Below are 24,722 nucleotides of genomic sequence, written 5' to 3' on the forward strand. Positions count from 1 at the left end.
GCGGCGGTGCGCCGATTGAAATCCTGCGCCAATACATCGAAGAACAGCAGACTCCCAACCAGGACGCCTGCGGCGTCCGCGCTCTCGACCTCGGGCTAAACCCCGAGGCTTCTCGCGCATATGGTGAAGCCGCCGCCGTGCTGCGGCTGCCGCGCGCCCTGCTGATCCGCCGGCTGATCCTGCCTGCGGCCCTGCCCTCGTTCATGGCCGGCGTGCGTCTGGCGCTGTCGGCAGGCTGGTCGTCGCTGCTGGCCGTGGAGCTGCTGGCCTCCAGCGAAGGCATCGGCTACCTGATGGTCTGGGCCCGGCAGTTGTTCATGCTTGATATCGTCTTCGTCTGCATCGCGGTGATCGGTGTGGTCGGGGTGAGCATGGACCTGTTCATCGGCCGGGCCGACCGCAAGCTGGTGCACTGGCCGCACCCGCCCACCGCGCAACTGAATCGTGGCCGGGCCCAATCGGGCTGGGCCGCCTGGTACCTGCCCATCGCGTTGCTGCTGCTCTGGCAGGCCGCGTATCAGTTGCAATGGGTCGACCGGCAGATTCTGGTCTCGCCGCTGCTGGTGCTGCAAACCACCTGGGCCGGGCTGCTCGACGGCAGCCTGCCCGGCGCCATGCTGATGAGCCTGAGCCGCACCCTCGGCGGCCTGTTGCTCGGTGGCCTGGCCGGGTTCAGCATCGGCCTGCTGCTGGGCCTGTCGAAACCCGCCGAGCGGCTGTTCGGCCCGAGCCTGGGCGCGCTGCGGCAGATCGCGATCTTCGCCTGGGTGCCGCTGCTGACGGCATGGTTCGGCCTGGGTGAACCGGCCAAGTGGGTGTTCGTCTCGTTCGCAGCGTTTTTCCCGCTGTACATCGCCACCCAGCGCAGTGTCGCCAACCAGTCACCGCAACTGGCTGAAGCGGCGCGGGTGCTGCGCCTGAGCCCGTTGCAGCGTCTGGGCCGGTTGGTGTTGCCCGGTGCGGCGCCCGGTATCTTCGGCGGCCTGCGCCTGAGCCTGATCTACGCCTGGCTGGGCACCATCGGTTCGGAATACTTCATGCCCTCGAATGGCGGCATCGGCAGCCTGATGATCGGTGCCCAGCAACTGCTGCGCATGGACGTGATCATGGCCGGCATGTTGCTGGTCGGACTGACCGGCGCCTTGCTCAACTTCCTCGGACAACGCATCGAAGCGCGGGCCACGCGCTGGAGACACGCATGACTCAAGCTATCGTCAGTTTCAACCATGTCGGCAAGGTCTTCGAGGTCGATGGCGGCCAGATCGAGGCCATCAAAGAATTCAACCTGGAGATTGCCGAAGGAGAATTCGTCGCCATCGTCGGCTCCAGCGGCTGCGGCAAATCAACCCTGCTGCGCCTGCTGATCGGCCTGGACACCGAGTACCGTGGCGAGATTCGGGTCGACGGCAAGGTGGTCGAAGGCATCGGCAGCGAACGCGGCATCGTGTTCCAGGAGCACCGGCTGTTTCCCTGGCTGACCGTGCAGGACAACATCGGTCTGGGGCTGGTCAACGAGCCACTGAGCAACGAACAGAAACAACAGCGGGTCGCCGACTTCATCGACCTGGTGGGCCTCAAGGACTTTGCCCGTGCTTACCCGCACCAGTTGTCCGGCGGCATGGCACAACGGGTGGCCATCGCCCGTGGCCTGGTGGCCAGCCCGCGTATCCTGCTGCTCGACGAACCGTTTGGCGCCCTCGACGCGCTGACCCGCCAGCAGATGCAGAACGAACTGCTGGCAATCCGCGAAAGGGCAAAAATCACCACGGTGCTGGTGACCCATGACGTCGAAGAAGCGATCTTCCTCGCCGACCGGGTGGTGGTCATGGAGCCGCGGCCGGGGAGGATCAAGCGCGTGGTCGACATCAACCTGCCGCACCCGCGCCAGCGCAGCGGCTATGACTTTCACCTGCTGCGCGAAGAGCTGCTGCATGAACTGACCAGCGACGAGCAGTACATCGCGCCAAGACCTACGCATATTCATGACCTGCACCCGGCGTTGATTGCGCTGTAGGAGCGGCTTTAGCCGCAATACTGTTCTGTTAGACCGGTGGTAGCCAGCTTGCTGGCGAAGACGGCGGCACATTCGCAGTAGATGCTGTGACTTTACCGGCCCTTTCGCGACCAAGGTCGCTCCCACAAAGGCATGCGGCGCTTATTTGAACAGTATTGGCTTTAGCCGCAATACTGTTCAATTAGACCGGTGGGAGCAGCCGGCCGGCGCTCCGGTTGCTGTGGTCCGGCATCCCGGCGAAGACGGCGGCACATTCGCAGCAGATGTAGTGTTTTTACTGGCCTCTTCGTCGGAATTCCGCCCAGACCAAGGTCGCTCCCACAAAGGCACGCAGTGCTTATCTGAACAGTATTGGCTTTGGCCGCGAAGGCCCCAACTCACGAGCATCACCGCCCGCCCCTCGCCGTAGTTTGATTGCATCGCGCACCTCTCCCCCGGCAACTGTTGCCCAGCCAACAGTTGTTGGGCAGCAATCACCGCTGAGCAACAGCAACGCACTCATCCTTGGTGAAAAACCCCGTGAAAAGCCCCGGCCCGCCTGAGTCTGGGCTTGTGGCACAGGACTTGCGAACCCGCCTTGTCCAGCCTGTTAACGGGCTCACATTAAGGAAGCGATCATGAGCGCATTTGTGCATGGCGCTGCGGCCTGCCGCGGCGTCTGCTGTTCATTCACCGTCATTGATCAAGGTCACTCAGGGAGCCGCGCATGAATGTGTTCTGGTTTCTGCCGACCCACGGTGACGGTCATTACCTGGGCACCGCCAAGGGGGCCCGGCCGGTCACCCTCGGTTATCTCAAACAAGTGGCCCAGGCGGCTGATGGGCTGGGTTACCACGGCGTGTTGATTCCCACCGGACGCTCCTGCGAGGACTCCTGGATCGTGGCCTCGGCCCTGGCGCCGCTGACTGAAAAGCTGCGTTTTCTGGTGGCGATTCGGCCGGGCATCATTTCACCGACCGTCTCGGCGCGCATGGCCGCCACCCTGGATCGTTTGTCTGGCGGGCGGGTGCTGATCAACGTGGTGACCGGCGGCGATCCCGATGAAAACCGTGGCGACGGGATTCACCTGAGCCACAGCGAACGCTACGAAGTCACCGACGAGTTCCTGCATATCTGGCGCCGCGTGCTGCAAGGCGAGGCCGTGGATTACCAGGGCAAGCACTTGCATGTAAAAAATGCCAAGGCCCTCTACCCGCCGATTCAGCAGCCTTATCCACCGCTGTATTTCGGCGGTTCTTCCGACGCCGCCCACGACCTGGCAGGCGAGCAGATTGACGTGTACCTGACCTGGGGCGAGCCGCCAGCGGCAGTAGCTGCGAAGATTAGCGACGTGCGGGAGCGCGCGGCCAAACATGGCCGTACGGTGAAGTTCGGGATTCGCCTGCATGTGATCGTGCGCCAGAACGAAGAAGATGCCTGGCGCGCCGCTGATGAGCTGATCGCGCACATCGACGACGCCACCATCGCCGCCGCCCAGCAGTCGTTTGCCCGCTTTGACTCCGAAGGCCAGCGGCGCATGGCGCAGTTGCACGGTGGGCGCCGCGATAACCTGGTGGTTGCTCCCAACCTGTGGGCCGGGGTCGGCCTGGTGCGCGGCGGTGCGGGCACGGCGCTGGTGGGCAATCCTGAGCAGGTTGCCGAGCGCATCAAGGAGTATGCCGACCTGGGCATCGAGAGCTTTATTTTCTCTGGCTACCCGCACCTTGAAGAAGCCTACCGGTTTGCCGAACTGGTATTTGCGCTGCTGCCCGAACCCTACGCCAGCCTGGCCGGCCGTGGCCTGACCAACCTGACCGGCCCGTTTGGCGAAATGATCGCCAATGACGTGTTGCCCAGCGCCCGAAAGCAGCCGGCGTAAACCAGAAACGGCTTAATTTGAGGATTTTTTCGTGACGACGCCTGTGATTGCTCCTGTGAAGGCCCCTTTACCTGCCTCTTTCACCAGCCCCTTACACCTGGCCCGTAACCTGGCCTGCGAATTTGCCTCCAACGCCGCCGAGCGCGACGCCCAGGGCGGCACCCCCCAGGCCGAGCGCGATGCGTTGCGCCACAGCGGCCTGCTGGGCTTGAGCATTCCGACCCGTTTCGGTGGCCTGGGCGCCAGCTGGCGCGAGACTTTTGATGTGGTGCGCGAATTCGCCAAGGTCGACAGCTCGATCGCCCACGTGTTCGGCTTTCACCACCTGATGCTGGCCACCGTGCGGCTGTTTTCCCGCCCGGACCAATGGCAACCCTGGTTTGAACAGACCGCCCGGCAAAACTGGTTCTGGGGCAACGCCCTGAACCCGCTGGACACCCGCACGGTGCTGAAGACCTTCGACGGCTGGCGGGAATTTTCCGGGCGCAAGAGCTTTTGCTCCGGCGCCAGCGATTCGGAAATGCTCATCGCCTCGGCGGTGGATGAAAGCGCCGGCGGCAAACTGATCATTGCCGCCATCCCCAGCGGGCGCACCGGCATTACCCTGCACGACGACTGGGAAAACATGGGCCAGCGCCAGACCGACAGCGGCAGCGTGACCTTTGAGCGGGTACGGGTCGAAGAGTCGGAATTGCTGCTCGACCCAGGCCCGTTGAGCACCCCGTTTGCTTCACTGCGGCCGCTGATCGCCCAACTGCACTTCACCAATCTGTTTCTCGGCATCAGTGAAGGCGCGTTCGAAGAAGCGCGGCATTACACCCTCAAGGAAAGCCGCCCGTGGTTCACCTCCAAGGCTCAGGACATCAGCGAGGACCCTTACATTCTGCGCCACTACGGCGAGTTCTGGGCATCGCTGGAAGCGGTACGGGTGCTGGTCGAGCGCGCCTGTGTGCTGCTCGATGCCGCCTGGAACAAAGGTCCGGAGCTGGGCAGCGAAGAACGCGCACAACTGGCGCTGGCGATTGCCAGCGCCAAGGTCAACGCCAGCCGCACCGGCCTGGACCTGTCCAGCCGCCTGTTTGAAGTCACCGGTGCCCGCGCCACCCATGCCGCCCTGCGCCTGGACCGCTTCTGGCGCAACCTGCGCACCCAGACCCTGCACGACCCGCTGGATTACAAACTGCACGAGCTGGGTGACTGGGCCCTGAACGGTGCCCGCCCGACCCCGACTTTTTATTCTTGAGCGAGAGCCCTCATGCAACTGCTGACCCTGCCCCCTTCGCCGGCCCTGGCCACGTCCATTCGGGCCACAGCCCAAGTGTTCGAAGACCCTAAATCGCGCGCGTTGTTGGCCCACCTGCAACAGATCGCCCCCAGTGAGGCCAGTGTGCTGATCATCGGTGAAACCGGTACGGGCAAGGAGTTGGTGGCCAGGCACTTGCACAACCTCAGTGGCCGACGCAACGGGCCGTTCGTGGCGGTCAACTGCGGCGCGTTTTCCGAATCGCTGGTTGAGGCCGAGCTGTTCGGTCATGAAAAAGGCGCCTTCACCGGCGCGTTGAGTGCCAAGGCCGGCTGGTTCGAGGAGGCCAACGGCGGCACGTTGTTTCTCGATGAAATCGGCGATTTGCCGATGGCCATCCAGGTCAAGCTGCTGCGGGTACTGCAAGAGCGCGAAGTGGTCCGCCTGGGCTCGCGCAAAAGCCTGCCGATCAATGTCCGGGTGCTGGCAGCGACCAATGTGCATCTGGAAAAAGCCATCAACGCCGGGCACTTTCGCGAAGACCTGTATTACCGGCTGAACGTGGTGACCCTGTCGTTGCACGGCCTGCGCGAGCGGCCGGGCGATATCCTGCCGTTGAGCCGGCATTTCATCCGCACCTACAGCGAGCGCCTGGGTTACGGGCAGATGACCCTCAGCCCCGGCGCCGAAGCCAAGCTGGTGGGTTACAGCTGGCCGGGCAATATTCGTGAGCTGGAAAACGTCATTCACCACAGCCTGCTGACTTGCCGCGACGGTGAAGTACAAGCCGATGACCTGCGCTTGTCCAACCTGCGCCTGGAGCGCCAGGACGACGCCGGCTACTCGCGCACCGGCGCCGACGGCGACTCGCTGGAGCAACTGCTGCAACACACGTTCCGCCGGCTGTGCGAGGAGCAGCCCGGTGCATTGCACGAGCGGGTCGAAACCGCGCTGCTACGGGCGGCCTACCATTTCTGCCATCACAATCAGGTGCACACCGCCGAACTGCTGGGCCTGTCGCGCAACGTCACCCGTACGCGGCTGATCGCCATTGGCGAACTGGTGGTCAACAAACGCCGCAACCAGGATCACGAACTGGATAACCGCCTGTTGCGCCTGTCGATCTGAGCCGTTTCAGCCATCATCCTGCTTCAAGCGCAAGCGACCGACGACGGACTTGCCGCTTGTGGCCTGCAACAGGCCCAGCATCAACTGTTGCCTGAGCAACAGTGCCTCGACATTCTGCCGCACCACATACAGCAGCCCGCCGCCGGCAAACCGTCCCAAACGCCCGTACTACGTGGCCAGCAGCCTGATGGCATGCCCCGTGCAAACAGTCATGGTTACCCAACAGCTGATTCACAGCCCGTCCTCCATGCCTTGCGGAACCTACCCATGCGTCTGACTCTCCTGGCCTCATCGCTGACCCGTCTGCCCCGCTCCCTGAAAGTTCTGGCCGCTGCCTGCATCGCCGGCCTGGCCCTGAACAGCACCGCTTATGCCGAGACCGCGCCCAAGGAAGTGCGCCTGGATTACGCCTATTACTCGCCGGTGAGTCTGGTGCTCAAGCACTTCGGCTGGCTGGAAAAAGCCCTGCCGGACTCGAAAGTCAGTTGGGTGTTCAGCCAGGGCAGTAACCGCTCGCTGGAATACCTCAACAGTGGCGGCGCCGACTTCGGTTCGTCGGCCAGCCTGTCCGCCGTGTTGGCCCGCGCCAACGGCAGCCCGATCAAATCGGTGTACGTCTACAGCCGCGCCGAATGGACCGCGCTGGTGGTCAGCAAGGATTCACCGCTGAAAAGCATCAACGACCTCAAGGGCAAGAAAATCGCGGCCACCAAAGGCACCGACCCGTACCTGTTCACCCTGCGCGCCCTGGCCAGTGCCGGGCTGAACAAGAACGACGTGGAACTGCTGCACCTGCAACACCCCGATGGCCGCACCGCCCTGGAAAAAGGCGATGTCGATGCCTGGGCAGGCCTGGACCCGCACATGGCCGCCAGTGAACTGCAAGCCGGCTCGCGCCTGCTGTATCGCAACAAGGACTTCAACAGCTACGGGGTGATCAGCGTGACCGAGACCTTCGCCAAAGAGCATCCACAAACCATCAATACGGTGATCAAGGCCTATGAGCAGGCGCGGCGCTGGACACTCGAACACCCTGAAGAGTTCGCCAAACTGCTGGCCGATGAATCCAAATTGCCGCTCGACGTGGCCAAGCTGCAGCTGACCCGTACCGACCTGTCGGCGCCGCAACTGAGCGACAAAGACATCGCCGCCTCGCAGGCCGCAGCACCGATTCTGGTCTCTGAAGAACTGGTCAAACGTGGCGTGGACGTCAAGCAAGTGATCGACCAGTTGATCGAGCCGTCGTTCGGCAAAGCCAGTATCCAGCCATGAGCCAGACCAGCAAGGCGCTGAGCGCAGCGGCACCTGCCGAGCGCCCGACCAGCAACACCGGCCAGTGGCGGCGGCGGGCCAAGGGCCTGGCACTGCCGGTGCTGATCATTGTGGTTCTGGAAGCGGTGGTGCGCCTGGGCTGGATCGCCTCCTATCAGATGCCCGCGCCCAGCGAAGTGGCGCAAACCCTGGTGCAACTGGCCGACGGCGCGCTGTGGAAACATATCGGCGCCAGCCTGTCGCGAGTGCTGGCCGGTTTCGCAGTGGGCGCCAGTCTGGGGCTGCTGTTCGCCGCCTGGGTCGGCCTGAGCCGCGAAGCCGAAGCCTGGCTGGAGCCAACCTTCGCCAGCCTGCGCGCCATTCCCAGCCTGGCCTGGGTGCCGTTGCTATTGCTGTGGCTGGGCATCGGCGAAACCTCCAAGGTGGTGCTGATTGCCATCGGTGCGTTTTTTCCGGTGTACCTCAATGGCGTGGCGGCGATTCGCAATATCGACCGCAAACTGGTTGAAGTCGGGCGCATGTACGGCTTCAGCCGTGCGCGCCTGGCCCGGCGCATTCTTTTGCCTGCGGCGTTTCCCGGGGTGTTCACCGGCCTGCGCAGCGCCTTGAGCCTGAGCTGGATGTTTCTGGTGGCCGCCGAACTGATCGCCGCCACCCGCGGCCTGGGTTACCTGCTCAGCGATGGCCGCGAAACCTCACGGCCCGACCTGGTGCTGGCGGCCATTATCGTATTAGCCCTGCTGGGCAAAATCAGCGACGGCCTGCTGGCCAGCCTTGAGCGCCGCTGGCTGACCTGGCGCGACACCTTTGACGGCGCAGGCCCCGGAGCCCAACCATGAGTCTTGCCCAGGCGACCCCATCCAGCGCTGATCTTCTGCACTTGCGGGTCGAGCGCAAAGCCTTTGCCGACACGCCCGTACTGGGCCAGATCGACCTGCGGTTGCAACCCGGCGAAATCGTCAGCCTGCTCGGCCCCAGCGGTTGTGGCAAAAGCACCCTGCTGCGCCTGGTGGCGCAACTGGACAGCGACTTTGTCGGTGAGCTGCGCCAGCGGCCCGAACAGGTCGGGTTCGTGTTCCAGGAACCGCGGCTGATGCCCTGGCTGAGTGTGGCCGACAATATCGGCTTCAGCGACGACCGCCAGTACGACCGTGAGCGGGTTGCGGCGTTGATCGACGAAGTGGGCCTGAGCGGCTTTGCCGACGCCCTGCCCAAACAGCTGTCTGGCGGCATGGCGCAACGGGTGGCCATCGCCCGTGGCCTGTATGGCCAGCCCGAGTTGCTACTGCTCGACGAACCGTTCAGCGCGGTGGATGCCTTTACCCGCTACAAGCTGCAAGACCTGCTGCTGGAGCTGGCCCGCCGACACCATATCGGATTATTGGTGGTGACCCACGACATCGACGAAGCGCTGTACCTGAGCAATCGGGTACTGGTGATCGGCAACCGGCCCGGCACCGTGCGCCAGGAACTGCACGTGCCGCTGAGCTACCCCCGCGAACGCAGCGACGACACCCTGGCAAGGCTGCGCAGCCAGGCGTTGAGCGCATTGCATGATGCGCGGGTACTGTGAAGATGCGGATGTTGGTGTCCAGCATGAACTTGAGCATTAAAACGATTCCCGCTCTTGATCGGCGGGCTGTTCACGATCAGTCATGAAATCGGCAGTAACACCTTCACCATCAAACCAGCTGTCCCAGGACTCACCTGCGGGGGTCAGAATCCGGGTTCTACCCATGACGATCACATCGACACGTTTAACATCATCAGGGAATGCAGCGGCCTTGGGTAAGCGCACGGCCTGACTGCGATTACTGAGAAATACTGATCCTTGTTCCATGCTCACCTCTACGGATTTTTCATCTGTAATTCTGCGTGTTTCACAGATTTCTGGCAGCGCTACGCACTGCATTCGCCTGCAGAGCAGCCTCCCACTGGCTGCGGTGACTTTAGCTGATTGGCACTACCCCTTAATCAGCCAAGGTCAACACCGTCTTGTGGGAGGCAGCAACTGTCTTTGAGGATTTATTCAACTCTAATCCCATTCAGGCTCAGTAATACCCCGGCCATGCCTGACAGGCAGCTGGCGGCGGCCCACGTAACCGCAGTGACCCCGCAATACAACGTGGCAGGCAACGACACCGCAGCGCTGTGGCCCGGAGACGGCATCGGCGCTTATGTGGCAGTAGAGCTGAGGTATTGAAAAAAGCCCTGGGCTGGGCTATTCAGGCAGTTCAATGCGTCCTGAGCCTGGAGTGATGGCCAATGAAATGGCTGCGTTTGCTGTGTGTTGTAGCGCTGGGCGCGGGCCTGTCCGGTTGCCTGAATGGCGCCGCTATCGAGCTGCCCTGGCAGCCGCTGGAGCCATACCGGGCGGGCTATCGCGACGGCTGCGCAGACAAGCTCAAGCAAGACTATGACCGCAACCGGCAAGTACCCGCCACCGACGAGGCCGAGTACCTGCGCGGGTTGTCTGACGGTTTTGCGCTGTGTGATGCAGAGCGGGTGCGCCGCATCCCCAGCGGCAGCTACGGGCCGCCGCCCGCTTTCCCGGGCGAGGACAAGGACGCAGCACTCAAGACCAAGGACTGCCGGGAAAAGCGCCGGTTGTGCTACCCCGAAGTACGCAACAACTGACGCCGACCGTGCGGCTTACTCCTGGCCAAATACCGGATCGCCCAGGTTGAGCATCAACCGGTTGGCCCAGGCAAAGATCGCCACCGCCTGAATCAAGTCCAGAATCTCGCCATCCTCAAGCCCGGCTTCACGCAGCGGCAGGACCTGCTCCGGGCCGGTGGCGCCGGGGTGGCGACCAGACGCAGGCTGCGGTTTTCGTCGCGGGTCAGGTTCAGCGCGCGTTGATGCACATGCCGCACCCCTTGCAGGGCGCTCTCGACCTCGGCGGTCATCATGAAAGCTTTTTGGGTCGGGGTGACCTTGGGGCCGCTGCGTTCGAACAGAGCAAAGCCCAGTTCCTGCTCAAGTTCCTGGATCTGCCGGGTAATGGTCGGTTGCGAACGCCCGAGCATCTGCCCGGCACCGGTCACGCTACCGGCCGACATCACGGCGGCAAAGGCTTCGAGTTGACGCAGATCCACAAAAGCTCCTGATCGATGGGGAATCGAGAGACGAGGAGCCTACAGGTTTGTCGCGGATCTGGCACGTATCGATGTTTCGCGGCTGAAGCCGCTCCTACGGTTGTCGCAAACCCCGTAGGAGCGGCTTTAGCCGCGAAGACCGAATTACACCGCCAGGCTGCGCTCGCGCAGTTCGGTGTTGAGGATGCGGTCGTTCTCGCTGTAATCGACCGGGCAGTCGATCACGTGCACGCCTGGGGTGCTGATGCATTTCTCCAGCAGCGGCAGGAACTCGGCAGCGCTTTCGACGCGGTGGCCAAAGGCACCGTAGGCTTCGGCGTATTTGACGAAGTCAGGGTTGCCGTAGTCCAGGCCGAAATCGGTGAAGCCCATGTTGGCCTGCTTCCAGCGGATCATGCCGTAGCCGTCGTCACGCAGAATGACCACGGTCAGGTTCATGTTCAGGCGCACGGCTGTTTCCAGCTCCTGGCTGTTCATCATGAAACCGCCGTCACCGCACACCGAGATCACCGGACGCTGCGGATACACCAGGTGCGAGGCCATTGCCGATGGCAGGCCGGCACCCATGGTCGCCAGGGCGTTGTCGAGCAGCACGGTGTTGGGCTTGTGCGCCTTGTAGTTGCGGGCGAACCAGATTTTGTAGATGCCGTTGTCCAGCGCCACGATGCCTTCGGAAGGCAGCGCGCGACGGATGTCGGCCACCAGACGCTGTGGATACACCGGGAAGCGGTCGTCATCGGCGCCTTCGGCAATTTGCGCTTCGTTGGCTTCACGGATCGCCATCAGGCGGGTGAAGTCCCACTGCGCGCTGCCGTCGAATGCCGCAGCATCCAGCGCTTCGCCGATCTGCCAGATGGCGTTGGCGATGTCGCCGATCACTTCGATCTGCGGGAAGTACACCGCATCGACTTCGGCACTGCGGAAGCTGATGTGGATCACTTCAGTGCCGCCACGGACCATGAAGAACGGCGGCTTTTCGATCACGTCGTGGCCGATGTTGATGATCAGGTCGGCAGCTTCGACGGCGCGGTGTACGAAGTCACCGGACGACAGCGCGGCGTTGCCGAGGAAGCGCGGGTGGCGCTCGTCGACCACACCTTTACCCATTTGCGTGGTGACAAACGGGATGCCGGTCTTGTCGATCAGTTGCTTGAGGACCTTGGCGGTCATCTTGCGGTTGGCACCGGCACCGATCACCAGGATCGGGCTGCGCGCGGCCTTGAGTTTGGCCACGGCGGCTTCGATGGACTTGTGCTCGGCCAGCGGACGACGGTGCACGCTGCGCGGAATCGGCATCACGTCGGTCTGTTCAGCGGCGATGTCTTCAGGCAGTTCCAGGTGCACGGCGCCGGGCTTTTCTTCTTCGGCCAGGCGGAAAGCTTCACGCACCCGCGACGGGATGTTGTCCGCGCTCGCCAGCTGGTGGGTGTACTTGGTCAGCGGCTGCATCATGCCGACCACATCCAGAATCTGGAAACGACCTTGCTTGGATTTCTTGATCGGCTTTTGGCCGGTAATCATCAGCATTGGCATACCGCCCAGGTATGCATAGGCGCCCGCGGTGACCAGGTTGGTGGCACCGGGGCCCAGGGTCGACAGGCTCACGCCGGTCTTGCCGGTCAGGCGACCATAGGTAGCGGCCATGAAGCCGGCGGACTGCTCGTGGCGAGTCAGCACCAGCTTGATCTGCGACTTGCGCAGGGACTCGAGCAGGTCGAGGTTCTCTTCACCCGGAATACCGAATACGTACTCGACGCCTTCGTTTTCCAGACATTGCACTACCACATCGGCGGCCTTGGCCATGATGCTCCTCGTCATTTAATAGGTTAAGAACAGCAGACGGTTTGAAAACGTCGCGAGCGAAGGTCAGGCAAGGCGAAAGCAGGCGAGGAACGGTCGGAGTCGCGGGCGACTTGACTGGTTGTCAATGAGCATTCCGAGCCTGCTTTCAACGCAGCATCACCGAGCGCAGCAGTTTTCATGCGGTCTGAGCGTAGACGCGCTTGCATGTCAAAAGGTAACAGTGCTCAGGCCAACTGATAAGTGGTTTTGACCCGGGTAAAGAAATGCCGGGCATGGGTGCCCTGCTCCCGCGAGCCAAGGCTGGAGGCGCCGTTGCCGCCAAACGGCACGTGGTAATCGACGCCGGCGGTGGGCAGGTTGACCATCACCATGCCGGCCGAACTGTGGCGTTTGAAGTGCTCGGCGTACTTGAGCGAGGTGGTGACGATGCCGGCCGACAGCCCGAACGGCGTGTCTTCGGCGGCAGCGAAGGCCTGTTCATAGTTGTGCACCTTGAGCACGCTGAGCACCGGGCCGAAGATTTCTTCGCGGTAGATGCGCATCTCTGGATGCACCTCGGTGAACAGCGCCGGGGTGAAGTAGAACGCACCGGCCTGGTTGTCGATGCGCTCGCCGCCACACACCAGCCTGGCGCCTTCTTGCTGACCAATGGTCACGTACGACAGGTTCTGCTCCAGTTGCTTGCCATCCACCACCGGGCCGATGTCGGTGTCGGCGGCCAGCGCTTCGCCGACTTTCAGGGCACGGGTGCGCTCGGCCAGACGCGCGACAAACGCATCATGAATACCGGCGGTGACAATCACCCTGGAGCTGGCTGTGCAGCGCTGGCCGGTACTGAAGAACGAGCCGTTGAGCGCCACATCGACCGCCTGCTCCAGATCGGCGTCGTCGAGGACGATCAGCGGGTTCTTGCCGCCCATTTCCAGTTGCACGCGGGTCATGTTCTCGGCGGCCAGCCTGGCGATCTGTTTGCCAGTGCCTTCGGAACCGGTAAAGCTGATGGCGTCGATATCGGGTGAGCGAATAATGGTGTCACCCACGCTGCGACCGGGGCCGATCAGCATGTTGAACACACCCGCTGGCAGGCCGGCACGCGAGATAATCTCGGCCAGCGCCCAGGCCGAGGACGGCACCAGCTCGGCCGGCTTGAACACCACGCAGTTGCCGAAGCACAGCGCCGGGGCGATCTTCCACGCCGGGATGGCAATCGGGAAGTTCCATGGCGCGATGATACCGACCACGCCCACCGGCTGGGTGAACACATCAATACCCACCTCAGCACGCACCGACTGGTATTTCTCGCCTTCGGCGCGCAGCACTTCCTGGGCGTAGAACTTGAACGAGCGACCGGCGCGGTCCACCTCGCCCAGCGCTTCGCGGACGATCTTGCCTTCTTCGCGCGACAACAAACGCGCCAGCTCTTCGCGACGGGCGAGAATCTCGGTGCCGATAAAGTCCAGCGCATCGGCGCGCACTTGCGGGTTGCTGCGTGCCCAGCCGGGTGCTGCACGGCGGGCGGCGGCGATGGCCTGTTCGGTGAGGTCCCTGTCGGCGCGCACAAAGCGCTCGATCACTTCACCAGGGTTGGACGGGTTGCGGTTTTCCAGCAGTTCGTTGCTGCTTTGAAGGGCAACGAAAGCGCCGTCTACATAGCTGCTCTTGGTCACGATGGTCATGCGCTCTGGGTCCTTTTGACTGGCAGTTCAGCCTGGCCGTTGATGAAGTGGGTGATGTTGTCCACGGCGCTATCCATCAGCTGCTGCATGGCATCTTCACTGCTCCAGGCAATGTGCGGGTTGAGGATGAAGTCATCGCGGTCGAGCAACTGGAACAGCGGGTTGCTCGGGTGCAGCGGCTCGTGCTCGACCACGTCCAGGGCCACGCCACCAAGGCGGTTGCCCTTTAGCGCGTCGATCAGTGCGGCTTCGTTGACCACCCCGCCACGCCCGGTGTTGATCACCAGCGCATCAGGCTTCATCAGCGCCAACTGGTCGGCGTCGATCAGGTTGTAGGTTTGCGGGGTCAGCGGGCAGTTGATCGACAGCACGTCGCAGCTTTTCAGCAGCTCATTGAGCGGCCGCACATCAGCGCCCTGGCGCTTGCCGCCACGGTCTTCGAACAGCACCTGCATGCCCAGATGCCGGGCCAGTTCAGCCAGGCGGATGGCAATCGGGCCGCTGCCGATGATCGCCAGTTGTCGACCACGCACGTCACGAATGCGGTGGTCGAAATAGATGTTCTTGAACGGCGCCTGGCCGTCGCGCACCTGGCGCATCAGCCGGGTGAAGGCGGCCGGGCGGCGGAACAGTTCGAGGATCATCGCCAGGCTGTGCTCGGCCACGGTGTTGGCGGCATAACCGGGGACGCTCGACACCTGAATGCCATGCGCCTCGCAATAATCGACATCGACGATATCGCGGCCAGTCAGCGCCAGCGAGATCATCTTCAGCTTCGGCAACTGGCGCAGGTGCTCTTCACGCAATGGCACGCTGCAGGTCAGCGCCACCGTGGCGTCCTTGAGGTGCTCCAGCACCTGGTCAGGCTGGGTATAGGCGTACTGTTGCCACTGATGCTCAAAACCTGGGCGTTTGAGCTGCGTCGAGGCGGCCAGGCCGTCGTCGTCGAGGAATACGACTTTCTCGGTCATCGTCATCGTCCTTATTTTTTCTGCGCCGGCACGTAACCGGCCGGGGCCATGGCCACCAGCTGTTTGGTGATGAACCCGGCGTCCTGATCGACGTCTTCCAGGCTCTCTTTGCGCACCAGCGCGTCACGCACCATGTGTGCCCCGAAGAAGCGGAACGGCTCTGGCGGCAGCAGTTTCATTTTCTGGTTGACCAGGCCGCAGTTGGACCACTCGTCATTGGCATGGGTGGCCAGCGACTTGATGATGCGGCTGGCAAATACGGTGGTCGCCACGCCGTTACCGGAGAAGCCGATGCCATAGCTGATGGTGCCGTGGTGGTCGAGGTAACCGAAATTCGGCAGGCCTTTCATGGCCCGGTCAATCGGCCCGGTCCAACTGCTGACCACCGGCACGTCGGCCAGTTGCGGGTACAGCCGGCGCAGTTCGGCGGCGACGCGATCGGCGGCCGGCGAGGGTTTTTCGTACAGGTTGCCGATGCGCCCGGCATAGGCGAACTGGCCCAGCGGCTTGCCGAACACCACACGGCCATCCGGGGTGTTGCGCCAGTAGTTGAGCACGGTGCGCGAGTCGGTCATGCACTCGCCGCCGCTAAAACCGATGGCATCGAGTTTGGCTTTGACCGGCGCGGTGGCGACCATGTCGCTGGACATGATCGCGATCATGCGGCGCAGCTCAGGAAATTGTGCGCCCCAGGCGTTGAGTGCCAGCACCACATGATCGGCCTTCACATGGCCTTTGGCGGTATGCACCACCGGGTTCTTGCCGCGCTCAAGGTGAGTGAACGGCGATTTTTCGAAAATCTGCACACCGAGCTTGAGCGCGACACGGCGCAGGCCACGGGCGAGCATCGCTGGCTGTACCGTAGCGGCGTTGGGGTCAAAGATACCGCCGAGCACCAGTGGCGAGCCCATGCGGCCGGCAATGGTCTGGCGATCCAGTTCCCGGAACGGGTTGACACCCAGGTTCTGCAGGCCGTCGGTCAGGACCTTCCAGGAGTTCATCTGCCGCTGGTTGGTTGCGCTCCACAGCCAGCCATCCTTGCGGTACTGGGCGTCGATGCCATGTTCCTGGCAGAAGCTGCCGATCTCGTCGATGGCCGACTCGGCGGCCTCGCAGATACGCCGCGCTTCCACGTCGCCGCAGATGGTGCGTACCGACAGGTACTTGCCCCACCAGTTGGTCGCCACGCCGCCGTTACGGCCGCTGGCACCAGAGCCGCAACGGTCGCGCTCGACGATGACGATGTTCTTTTCCGGGTGTGTCTGCTTGAGACGGATGGCCGACCAGAGGCCGAGAAAGCCGCCGCCGACAATGCAGACGTCAGCCTGGATGGATTGTTCGAGGGCGGGAGCGAGATCGCTGTCCAGATCGAGGGCCTGCGCATACCAGAATCCACGGTACATAGGAGTGCTGCCTTGGTGAGTGGTTTTTTCAGCATGATGCGCAGCCACCCGGCAGAGCGGCTATTACAGCAATGACAATTGATCGTAGGTTGCGACCGATCGTCCTTCACGTCCTGTTTATGGGGCTAAATATGATATTCAGGACAACCCGGCAGGCCTAGAATCGACACCACGGCATCGATGCCGGACGCTTGGAGATTGCCGATCATGGCCCTTGTCGATGCCCCGGATGCCGTTGCGGATGCGCCCATGCCGACTCCGGTCAAACCGGACCTGCGGGTCGGTTTCATCCTGCTCAATCACTTCACTCTGGTGCCGGTGGCAGGCCTGGTGGACTCCTTGCGCTTTGCGGCCGACAAGTCGTTTCGCAGCCAGCAGGTGCATTGCCAGTGGGACTGGATGACCTGCCATGACCTGCCGGTGACCGCCAGTTGCGGCATGCCGATTTCGCCGACCAAGCCGCTCAATGTCTGGGCGCACTACGATTACATCGTGGTCGCCGGCGGGCTGATGGGCGAGACCCGCAACCCGCCGCAGTGGCTGCTCGATGCACTGTGCGACCTGCATGCCGCCAAGGTGCCGATCATCGCCCTGTGCTCGGCGTCGTTTGTGCTCGGTAAAGCCGGGTTGCTCAACGGCAAGCGCTGCGCGGTGCACTTCACCATTCTCGATGAGTTCAAGCAGCTGTACCCCGAAGCCGTTGCGGTACTGGACAAGAGTTATGTCGACGACGGCGGCATCATCACCTGCCCCGGCGGCACCGCCATCGACCTGGCGGCCAGCCTGATCAGCCGCCATTGCGGGGCGATCCGGGCGCAGAAGGGCCTGGAATATCTGCTGGTGGAAAAACAGGCCGACACCCATACCCAGGCCGAGCCGGCTGCCCAGTCAGCCATTTACGAGAACGACCGGGTCAGCCGCGCGATCAAGTTCATGCGCGAGAACCTCGACACGCCGCTGTCGCTCAAGGAGGTGGCGCTGGCGGTCGGCACCCAGCCGCGCCAGTTACACCGTGAATTTGTCGCCAACACCCAAGAGCCGCCGGCCAACTACTGGCGTAAACTGCGCCTGGACCATGCCCGGCGGCTGTTGGTCAACACCAGCCAGAACATCACCACCATCGCCCTGGCCTGCGGCTTCTCCGACGCTTCGCACTTCATTCTGTGGTTTCGCAAACAGTATGGTGAAACGCCGTATTCGTACCGCAAGCGCCGCCATGAGGTGGAGCGGTTCAAGACCGACTGGCAGGATGGACCGGTGGGGCTGGATCCGGAGTTGTAGGCGATCAGGCTCGGCGTCGCGCTGCAAACACGGAACATTGTAGGAGCCGCTTCAGCGGCGAAGCTTTAGCTGCAAAAGCTTCGCCGCTGAAGCGGCTCCTACGAGATCGGGTAGCATTTCGGCCCGTCTGCGGCCTGCAATTGCAAGATGCCTCTCTTTCTCTTGAAGGAAATTTCCGAGAAAATCCCGACCGCTTGCGCCCGTGAGTTTCGCTATCTACCCTCTGGCCGTCGCTGTAAATCCAGCGATCAGGTTTGGTAGACCTGATGCTTACAGGCGCAAGGCGCCACCTTTTGCGAGGCGCTTTTATTCGGCCTGCTGTTATGGTGGCCGTGCGCATGGCGTCTTCGGACGCACCGGGTGCCTGTAGCCGGTTCTACCAACTTGTGCACGGTCGCCACCCGGCGTTTGGTAGCAATGGGTGACGACTCCATCAGTTCTACAGGAGTTGTACTCATGAAAAAGATCGTTCCCGACCCACCCTCGCTCGAATCGTCCCTTACCCTTGTTGAAGGCCGCCTGGCCCATGCCGTGGAGTTGCTGCGCTGCGCCACTGCCACGGTTTATGAAAGCGCCGATGCGCTGCAAGGCCCGCCGCGTCACTTGGCGATGGCCGGTATGCACCTGATTACCCAGGCGCATCTGGTGCTGGACCAGGTGCTCGATCAGTGGCCGGTCATACACCGTGAAAGCCAGGAGCAAGCGCAACTGCCGGCCTGACAGCTTCCGGGGCGAAGCATGATTACAGCAGCCCGCGCTGTACCAGCAGATTGCGAATGGTACTGGCCGCGATGGCCTGGTTAGAGCCGTCGAGCGGCCCCCCGAGGAAATGCAGGCCGACAACCTCGCCGCTGTTGAGGTCGAGCAGCGGCGAGCCGGAGTTGCCGCGCAGGGTGCTGCAATCATGCAATACCGTGCCGGTGAAGCCGCTTACCATGCCAGGTGACAAGCACTTGTAGGTGTAGAGCTCCTGAAAAATCTGCTCCATCAGTTGCTGATCTTCAACTTCGGCGTCACGCACCGGGTAGCCAGCCGCTACGACGTGGGTGTTGGTCTGGGGAGGCTCTTTGGCAAGCAGCAGCGGTTCAATCCCGCTGTCCTGCGCCAGACGCAGAAACGCGATATCCGGTTTCCAGTCGCGGGCGATCCAGAGCACTTCGCTGATCGCTACCTTGCGGGTGAGCGCATTGCCGGCCTCTGCGAGAAAGTTGATGGCCGCGCTCTGCCGCCCGCTGCCCGATGTCGCTGAGCGAAAGCGGAAGCCATTGCCGTAGGGCATGGCGAACTTGTCGGCGACATGGGCGTTGGTCACCACGATGTCCTTGCTCACCAGCCAGCCCGTGCCGGCCAGCTCGTCGTCAGCATTACCCTGCAGCTCGATCCGGCCAATGGCAGGCAGGCATTGCTCAAGACGTGTACGCGCCTGCTCAAGCCGGTGCACGAGTGCACTGGCCGAACCGTCGTTGAGTGCATGGATATCGAAACTGCCTTGGCGTACCGCGAGGGCCGGCCGACCTTGGCGCAGGATGATAGACATAAATGTGAAATCCGTACTTGCGCGGTTTAATACCGGATCACGGCGCGCAGCCGGATCGACACGTGCCCCCCCTGGGCATGCGTGCGCCACGTTCAATTATGAAACCGTGGCGCAGCATGTCAGCCTCCTTTAGCCTCTATCGACGCAAGCCTCAGTGGGAATGGGCTGAGCCTGCGGCCTTCTCGTTGCGCTTTTCGATGCCGTCCAGCCCGCCCGGAATGCCGGGATCGAAAATCTCGACCAGGCGCATCATGCCGGCGTCTTCATGGGGCAGGATGTGGCAATGCAAGACGAAGCGTCCGACGTAGCGCTCGTAATGCGAGCGCACGACGACTTCGACATCCGACTCCACCATGATGGTGTCCTTGTAGACGTCCTTCATGCCGAAATACTGCGAGGTGGGGTCCTGGGTCAGATCCTTGCCATCCTTGCCTGTTACGCGCACCACCTGGAACGGGTTGATATGAATATGGAAGGGGTGAGCGAAATCGGCGGTCCGCAGGCGCCACTCATCAGTGTCGCCAAGCTGCAGGGCGATCAGTTCGTCCGGTCTGGTGCTGAAGCGCACATCCTCGACCTTGCCCCAAGGGGCTTGCGGATCGGGATCAGACGCCACTTCGAAATCGCTACGGGAAAAACGTGTATGTCCGATTCCCGGTCCAGGGGAAGGCGGGGACATACCTTCCTGCACCGAATTATTGAAATCGAATCGCAGCAAGCGGACATTGTCCACATGCAACCAGGCATCCTCCTGCTCACGCGTGGTCTGGCCTGTCAGCCTCTCGTGCGGCGAGAAATTCTCAAGCTTCAGGCCTGCGTCGAGATCGGCCAGGATCGCTGGCAGTTTCGAGACGTCGAGCCCCTGCCTTTGACGGTCTGCGGCCAGTCGCTTGGCGGCGCTGGAGAGGGTTTCATGAATCACGACTTTGGCCTCGGGAATCTGCGGCCGGGCATCGTTGCGCTCGACCCTGACAGAGAAGAGCAGGCGCCGGCTGTCCACCGAGCCTTCCACGCTGGCCTCGCCCTTGAGGGGTGAATCAATGACGCAGTAATCCTGATGGCGCAGGTTGCCGGCAGGCTGAGGGAAAGACACCAGCACGTCACTGCGGTAGCCCGGCTGCAGGACCCGCGCATCAGTTTCCAGTGCCTGGTATCGGGTCAGCCCATCGGCAGCGATCTCGAACACCTTCAGTGGCGGGCCATCGACGTCGCAGACGCGTGCGATTGTACGGTCGTTGTCAGTGGCGGAGGTTTTGCTGAACAGCGCCTTGAGCGAGCTTGCCTCGCCTTTTTCCGGGTTTGGTTTGGCAGGATAGATCTGCACCTTGATGCTGTCATTGAAGCCGGCATGGATAAACCGCCAGCGCTCAGGCTGGCCGGCGATGACTTTCTCCTGGCCAGGCTCACTGCCAATGCCCAGCATGTCAGCGACACGACCGTTGACGGTGGTGAAGCGCCCCGAATTTGTCCAGTTTTTCGGTCCGCCCAGATTGTTGTAGTTCACGATGGCGCCGATATCGCCCTCGGCGCAATTCCATTTGTCATCTTTGGGCGTGCCGTCGGGCTTGAAGCATTCGTACTGGATCTGCTGGAGCATGAAGACCCGGTCGGGAATCGGTTTGCCGTCGGGTTTGCTCAACAACACATCAATGTCGCCGCTGCGAAAACCTTGACCGTTCGCTCCCGGAACCGGCCACCGATCGCCGTTGACGATCAATGCGCCAGACAGGCCACTGGCGACCTGCAGAGCGGTGGAGCCGTGAATGTGCGGGTGATACCAGAAGGTGCCGGCAGGATGATCAGCCGGAATGTTGTATTCGTATTCGTGTGCAACACCTGCGCCGGGATACAGGCTGCGCAGTACGTTGTCACTGTTGCCGGCCGGATTCACCCAACTGCCATGAAAGTGGTTGTTGGTGACATTGAAGCAACCGGGGCGGCTGTTAGGCGTGTTCATTGAGCCGGCATCATGCGCCGGATCGCACTCCTGCGGCGGGATCAGCTTTTCGTAAACGTCCTTGCCAAGCCCGGCCCGGGTGTAGTCCTGGCGCAGGTTGTCTGGCAGATCGTCCCAAGGCAGCAAATGATTGTAGATATCGAAGCGTACCGTCTGGCCGGGAAGTGCCTTGATCAGCGGGGCCGCGACCAGATTGCCAGGGGCATTGCTGTTATTGGGATCCGCATAACCGCGTAGCCAGACCGTGTCCTTGGTGCCCTTCTGCGGGTCCTGGATCTGGGCCTGCTTCAGACGCAGTTCCAGTTGTGCACCAGGGTCGTTCTGGCGAACGGCGGTGCGTGAGGTAACACCGGGAGCCTCACGCACACCGGTTACCGCTGCCGGCGCGTTGCGGTCAATCCCCATCCTCAGTGTCGGTGGGTTGCTGATGCCCTCCTCCTGAGCAGACAGGGCGGTAGCGACCCAGAAAAGCGATGCCAGCGACACGCCGCATCGAACCAATCCTTTGGACTGCATAGTAAGGTTCCTTCCCGAGAGATCGCCGCAAGCTGGCAATATGATATTCAGGCAGGAAATTAGCCTTTCCTTGGAAAAACGCAAGCGAATTTGAAATGTCCATCACAAGACGCCCCCGCCCAGCACCCGATCGAGTCAGGCGCTGGGCGGCTGCAGGCAATGTGAGAAAGCTGAGAAGTGCACCTGCAACGCACAAAGGCATTGAATAGACGCCTGATTCAGAGCCTTTTCAAACGGAGAACAGCTGAAACTTACTTTCCGGGGAAGTATTTGGCGACCAGCGCATAAACAATGGCTGCAGTTTCAAGATCAACTACACCGTTATAGTTCTCAGGTCTGAAGTGCAACTGAAAGGCTCTGACCAATCCATGGTAGCCACTGTCACCGGCGGCAGTAGAGGTGTCGTAGCCGTAGGTTTTTAGTTTGGCTGTTATATCAGCACGCGATGGCAGACCAGCGCTGAACTGTTGCTTGAAAGCTTGTACCGTGGCTGCGTCGTACCAGGCGCCCACGCCTGCGTCGTAAAGCGCTTTCCATGGAAAAGCCGCACCGGGGTCGCTCTTGCGGCCGGGTGAAATATCCGAATGCCCGACCACATTGACCGGGCTGATGTCCGGGTAACGTTGCAGGATATCGCGGGCCAGTTGTTTGATGGCTTCGATCTGCTCAGGATGGTACGGCGGGAACTTGAATACGCCACCTTCGTCGGTGGCCACATTGACGATTTCGATGCCAATCGAGGTGTCGTTGAGGCTATTGCGGTTGCCCCATGTGCTGACCCCCGCATGCCAGGCCCGCTCGCTTTCATCGACCAGGTTGAAGATGCGCAAGGTATTGAAACCTGCCTCCTGATAGTCATTTTCCGACGGGTCGGGGATCAAGTAGTGGGCACTGACGGCAGGGCCGGTCAGGGCATTGACCGAGCCTCGAAAACCGATGGCCGTATAGTGCATGACAAGAAAACGAACACGACGATTGAAACCTTTTATAGAGCGATAAGTAGTGCGATCAACTTCGTACACATAGACCTCCGATGGATGGGCACAACATTAAAAGCCCGGCCAAACTAGCACCGAACAACGTTTGCCACCCCATCGACTAAGTTACTACTCACAACTAACCTACTCACAATATTTCATAGGCATCCTACCGATAATATTGCCCTGCTATTTCTGCCAGTTGGCCGTTACTGATATAGCCATCAAACTGGGTGACCAGAGAGCCAATTTGGACACCCCAATGCCCGCATCCGCCCAAACACCAGCCACTCGATGGCCCAGCCGCCCTGACCTTGAACCACTGCATCAGCTCGATGACTGGCGGTATTTGCCAGGTTTCAATGGCGAACTGCCTGATCTGCTGACCGGACATTATCTGCTGGGTAATGGATACCGGGCGTACAATCCGGTGCTTATGAGATTCAATAGCCCGGACAGTCTGAGCCCATTCGGTGAGGGCGGGATCAATGCTTATGGTTACTGCAGAGGGAACCCGGTAGGTCAGATGGATCCGACTGGACACTTGCCAGTATTCCAACGATTGGGCAAATGGCTGTCATTGATCGGAAAAAAACCCAAGGCAGCGACCAATATCAAGCAAGTTACCCGCGGTATCTTCAGTTTTGAAAAAACACCGGCCAAGACAAAAACGCTTACGCTACTCGGTCATGGCACAACCAAACCGCCCGAAGGTCTGGAACCCATGCATCTGGCCATGTCCGGTGGCAACGCCCTGACGCCAAAGGCATTGCACAACAGACTTATCGCTGCGGGTATCAACACTGAGCAATACGACAAAATAAAACTGATGATTTGCTGGTCCGGTTCAGGCGACGCCGGCTCGTTTGCGGCCGCCTTCTCCAGACTCACGAATACTCCAGTCAAAGGCTACAAGGGACTGACGTTTACCAATCTGAGCCCACAGGACATTGAGGATCTGATCGCGCTTCAGTCACATGAAATACGCAAATTATCGTCAGGTAACTATGAGCGTGCGAAAGGCATATACATTTACAAGAAAAATATCAGTGCAAAGACCAGGAAAATATTCAACTACCAGCCTGTCAACTTTACACCGCTATAAAAGTCAGGCCATGTTTCCAGATGGCATACCTGATAGGCAAGGGATATACGACGCCCTTGCCCACTGCTCGACTTACTGAAACCCCGGCACTACAGATACCCGCTGGCCTGAATCTCGATCAGGTACTGCGGCGTCACCAGTTGCGCCCCCACACATGCGCGAGTCGGCGGTGCTTCGGCGGCCCAGGCGTCGTAGATCAGGTTCATGGCGTCGAAATCGGCCATGTCACTGAGCCAGATCTGCACCCGAGTCACACGTTCCTTGCCGACGCCGATCCGCGCCAGCATCGCCTCCAGCTGCCTCAGTACACACTGGGTTTGGGCGGTGATATCGGTATCGGACTCAGGCTTGAGCGCCACCATGCCGGAGGTTTCGAAGCGGTCACCGGCAATGATGATCTGGCTGGCACGGGGGCCTGCGTTGATGCGTTCGATAGGTGTCATCGCCCGCTCCTAGAACAGTACGTAAGTTTTGCGGAAGTTCTCGCGGATGTCCCACACGCCTTCGCAGTTCTCCGGGAACAGCACCGCATCACCAGCGCTGAGTTTCACCGGCTCGCCACCGTCGGGAGTGAAGATGCACCAGCCGCTGATGATGTGGCTGAATTCACGGCTCTTCAGGTGCCGACGGAACACACCGGGGCTGCTTTCCCAAACGCCGATACTGGCGCCGACGGCTTCGTTGGTCTGGTCCTGGGCGGTGCGCGCCTGGGCGATAATGTCGCCGATCGGCAGCTTGGCCGGGGCCGGCTCGCCCAGTTCGGCGTGGTCAGCGTTGCGTACGACAGTCAGTACATTGCTCATGGGTATCGGGGCCTCGTTGGCAGGGTTGAATCAGGCCCGCTCCTGCTGGCCTGCCAGCAAGAAGTCGAAGCCCGGTGCAG

The 24,722-nt window shown here is 61.5% G+C and carries 23 protein-coding genes and 3 pseudogenes; 13 read left to right on the forward strand and 13 right to left on the reverse strand.

Annotated features, from left to right (window positions below):
• The 5 genes from NJC38_RS25205 to NJC38_RS25225 form a co-directional block, all read left to right on the forward strand.
• A partial coding sequence (locus tag NJC38_RS25205; RefSeq protein WP_253117589.1) for an ABC transporter permease subunit occupies window positions 1-1,202 on the forward strand: 1,202 nt, incomplete at its 5' end.
• The gene (locus NJC38_RS25210; protein ID WP_253117591.1) at window positions 1,199-2,014 is read left to right on the forward strand and encodes an ABC transporter ATP-binding protein; all 816 of its coding nucleotides are present in this window, start codon (window positions 1,199-1,201) and stop codon (window positions 2,012-2,014) included. The genes NJC38_RS25205 and NJC38_RS25210, both read left to right, overlap by 4 nt.
• A gap of 706 nt (window positions 2,015-2,720) precedes the next feature.
• Window positions 2,721-3,872, forward strand: coding sequence for an FMNH2-dependent alkanesulfonate monooxygenase (gene ssuD, locus NJC38_RS25215; RefSeq protein WP_253117592.1), 1,152 nt, complete (start codon window positions 2,721-2,723; stop codon window positions 3,870-3,872).
• Between the two features lie 55 nt (window positions 3,873-3,927).
• Window positions 3,928-5,115, forward strand: coding sequence for an acyl-CoA dehydrogenase family protein (locus NJC38_RS25220; RefSeq protein WP_253117710.1), 1,188 nt, complete (start codon window positions 3,928-3,930; stop codon window positions 5,113-5,115).
• Window positions 5,116-5,127: 12 nt separating this feature from the next.
• Window positions 5,128-6,243 carry a sigma-54 dependent transcriptional regulator gene (locus NJC38_RS25225; RefSeq protein WP_045483310.1) on the forward strand — a complete coding sequence of 372 codons (1,116 nt, stop codon included), beginning with the start codon at window positions 5,128-5,130 and terminating at the stop codon, window positions 6,241-6,243.
• Between the two features lie 6 nt (window positions 6,244-6,249).
• Here NJC38_RS25225 and NJC38_RS25230 read toward each other — a convergent pair whose 3' ends face one another.
• A complete protein-coding gene (locus NJC38_RS25230; protein ID WP_253117594.1) occupies window positions 6,250-6,402 on the reverse strand; it encodes a hypothetical protein in 153 nt (50 codons plus the stop codon).
• Between the two features lie 108 nt (window positions 6,403-6,510).
• Between NJC38_RS25230 and NJC38_RS25235 the strand changes: the two genes are divergently transcribed.
• From NJC38_RS25235 to NJC38_RS25245, 3 genes are read left to right on the forward strand one after another with little or no spacing between them, the layout of a single operon-like run.
• On the forward strand, window positions 6,511-7,515 hold the full coding sequence (locus NJC38_RS25235) for an aliphatic sulfonate ABC transporter substrate-binding protein (RefSeq protein WP_253117595.1): 1,005 nt from the start codon (window positions 6,511-6,513) through the stop codon (window positions 7,513-7,515).
• Entirely contained in the window at window positions 7,512-8,354 is an 843-nt protein-coding gene (locus tag NJC38_RS25240; RefSeq protein WP_045483316.1) for an ABC transporter permease, read from the forward strand. Before NJC38_RS25235 ends, NJC38_RS25240 begins: the two co-directional genes overlap by 4 nt.
• Window positions 8,351-9,088 (forward strand): ABC transporter ATP-binding protein, encoded by a 738-nt coding sequence (locus tag NJC38_RS25245; protein ID WP_253117596.1) that lies wholly within the window; start codon window positions 8,351-8,353, stop codon window positions 9,086-9,088. Before NJC38_RS25240 ends, NJC38_RS25245 begins: the two co-directional genes overlap by 4 nt.
• A 36-nt stretch (window positions 9,089-9,124) precedes the next feature.
• Here NJC38_RS25245 and vapB read toward each other — a convergent pair whose 3' ends face one another.
• Window positions 9,125-9,355 (reverse strand): type II toxin-antitoxin system VapB family antitoxin, encoded by a 231-nt coding sequence (gene vapB, locus NJC38_RS25250; protein WP_253117598.1) that lies wholly within the window; start codon window positions 9,353-9,355, stop codon window positions 9,125-9,127.
• Window positions 9,356-9,583: 228 nt separating this feature from the next.
• Between vapB and NJC38_RS29085 the strand changes: the two genes are divergently transcribed.
• Window positions 9,584-9,718, forward strand: a complete 135-nt coding sequence (locus tag NJC38_RS29085) for a hypothetical protein (RefSeq protein WP_290447394.1) — start codon at window positions 9,584-9,586, stop codon at window positions 9,716-9,718.
• A gap of 62 nt (window positions 9,719-9,780) precedes the next feature.
• A complete protein-coding gene (locus NJC38_RS25255) occupies window positions 9,781-10,152 on the forward strand; it encodes a hypothetical protein (RefSeq protein ID WP_253117601.1) in 372 nt (123 codons plus the stop codon).
• A 15-nt stretch (window positions 10,153-10,167) separates the two neighbouring features.
• Here the strand turns inward: NJC38_RS25255 and NJC38_RS25260 are convergent.
• The 6 genes and pseudogenes from NJC38_RS25260 to NJC38_RS25285 all read right to left on the reverse strand — a co-directional run.
• Window positions 10,168-10,287, reverse strand: a pseudogene (locus NJC38_RS25260) (alkylhydroperoxidase); the annotation flags it as partial.
• A 35-nt stretch (window positions 10,288-10,322) separates the two neighbouring features.
• Window positions 10,323-10,613: pseudogene (locus tag NJC38_RS25265) on the reverse strand (LysR family transcriptional regulator); the annotation flags it as partial.
• Window positions 10,614-10,757: 144 nt separating this feature from the next.
• On the reverse strand, window positions 10,758-12,416 hold the full coding sequence (locus tag NJC38_RS25270; RefSeq protein ID WP_045483382.1) for an acetolactate synthase large subunit: 1,659 nt from the start codon (window positions 12,414-12,416) through the stop codon (window positions 10,758-10,760).
• A 224-nt stretch (window positions 12,417-12,640) separates the two neighbouring features.
• Entirely contained in the window at window positions 12,641-14,092 is a 1,452-nt protein-coding gene (locus NJC38_RS25275; protein ID WP_253117602.1) for an aldehyde dehydrogenase family protein, read from the reverse strand.
• Complete coding sequence (locus NJC38_RS25280) at window positions 14,089-15,063, reverse strand: NAD(P)-dependent oxidoreductase (RefSeq protein ID WP_253117604.1); 975 nt, start codon at window positions 15,061-15,063, stop codon at window positions 14,089-14,091. Before NJC38_RS25280 ends, NJC38_RS25275 begins: the two co-directional genes overlap by 4 nt.
• A gap of 11 nt (window positions 15,064-15,074) precedes the next feature.
• Window positions 15,075-16,466 (reverse strand): FAD-binding oxidoreductase, encoded by a 1,392-nt coding sequence (locus NJC38_RS25285; protein ID WP_253117606.1) that lies wholly within the window; start codon window positions 16,464-16,466, stop codon window positions 15,075-15,077.
• 207 nt (window positions 16,467-16,673) lie between these two features.
• On the opposite strand from NJC38_RS25285, the gene NJC38_RS25290 reads away from it, so the two are divergent.
• Both NJC38_RS25290 and NJC38_RS25295 read left to right on the forward strand, forming a co-directional pair.
• A complete protein-coding gene (locus NJC38_RS25290; RefSeq protein WP_253117608.1) occupies window positions 16,674-17,747 on the forward strand; it encodes a GlxA family transcriptional regulator in 1,074 nt (357 codons plus the stop codon).
• 456 nt (window positions 17,748-18,203) lie between these two features.
• Window positions 18,204-18,467 carry a hypothetical protein gene (locus tag NJC38_RS25295; RefSeq protein WP_045483397.1) on the forward strand — a complete coding sequence of 88 codons (264 nt, stop codon included), beginning with the start codon at window positions 18,204-18,206 and terminating at the stop codon, window positions 18,465-18,467.
• Between the two features lie 22 nt (window positions 18,468-18,489).
• Here the strand turns inward: NJC38_RS25295 and NJC38_RS25300 are convergent, their stop codons facing one another.
• The 3 genes from NJC38_RS25300 to NJC38_RS25310 form a co-directional block, all read right to left on the reverse strand.
• Complete coding sequence (locus NJC38_RS25300) at window positions 18,490-19,284, reverse strand: serine protease (protein ID WP_253117609.1); 795 nt, start codon at window positions 19,282-19,284, stop codon at window positions 18,490-18,492.
• A gap of 151 nt (window positions 19,285-19,435) precedes the next feature.
• A complete protein-coding gene (locus tag NJC38_RS25305) occupies window positions 19,436-21,757 on the reverse strand; it encodes a multicopper oxidase domain-containing protein (RefSeq protein WP_253117611.1) in 2,322 nt (773 codons plus the stop codon).
• A 251-nt stretch (window positions 21,758-22,008) separates the two neighbouring features.
• Window positions 22,009-22,779: an N-acetylmuramoyl-L-alanine amidase gene (locus NJC38_RS25310; RefSeq protein WP_253117612.1), complete on the reverse strand. Its 771-nt coding sequence runs from the start codon at window positions 22,777-22,779 to the stop codon at window positions 22,009-22,011.
• A 304-nt stretch (window positions 22,780-23,083) separates the two neighbouring features.
• On the opposite strand from NJC38_RS25310, the pseudogene NJC38_RS25315 reads away from it, so the two are divergent.
• Window positions 23,084-23,278, forward strand: a pseudogene (locus NJC38_RS25315) (RHS repeat-associated core domain-containing protein); the annotation flags it as partial.
• A gap of 650 nt (window positions 23,279-23,928) precedes the next feature.
• On the opposite strand, the gene NJC38_RS25320 reads toward NJC38_RS25315, so the two are convergent.
• Window positions 23,929-24,282, reverse strand: coding sequence for a RidA family protein (locus NJC38_RS25320; RefSeq protein ID WP_045483406.1), 354 nt, complete (start codon window positions 24,280-24,282; stop codon window positions 23,929-23,931).
• A 9-nt stretch (window positions 24,283-24,291) separates the two neighbouring features.
• Window positions 24,292-24,642, reverse strand: a complete 351-nt coding sequence (locus NJC38_RS25325; protein ID WP_253117614.1) for a cupin domain-containing protein — start codon at window positions 24,640-24,642, stop codon at window positions 24,292-24,294.
• Window positions 24,643-24,722: the final 80 nt, after the last annotated feature.

Source organism: Pseudomonas sp. 21LCFQ010, assembly GCF_024129905.1.
In the GTDB taxonomy this organism is placed as follows: domain Bacteria; phylum Pseudomonadota; class Gammaproteobacteria; order Pseudomonadales; family Pseudomonadaceae; genus Aquipseudomonas.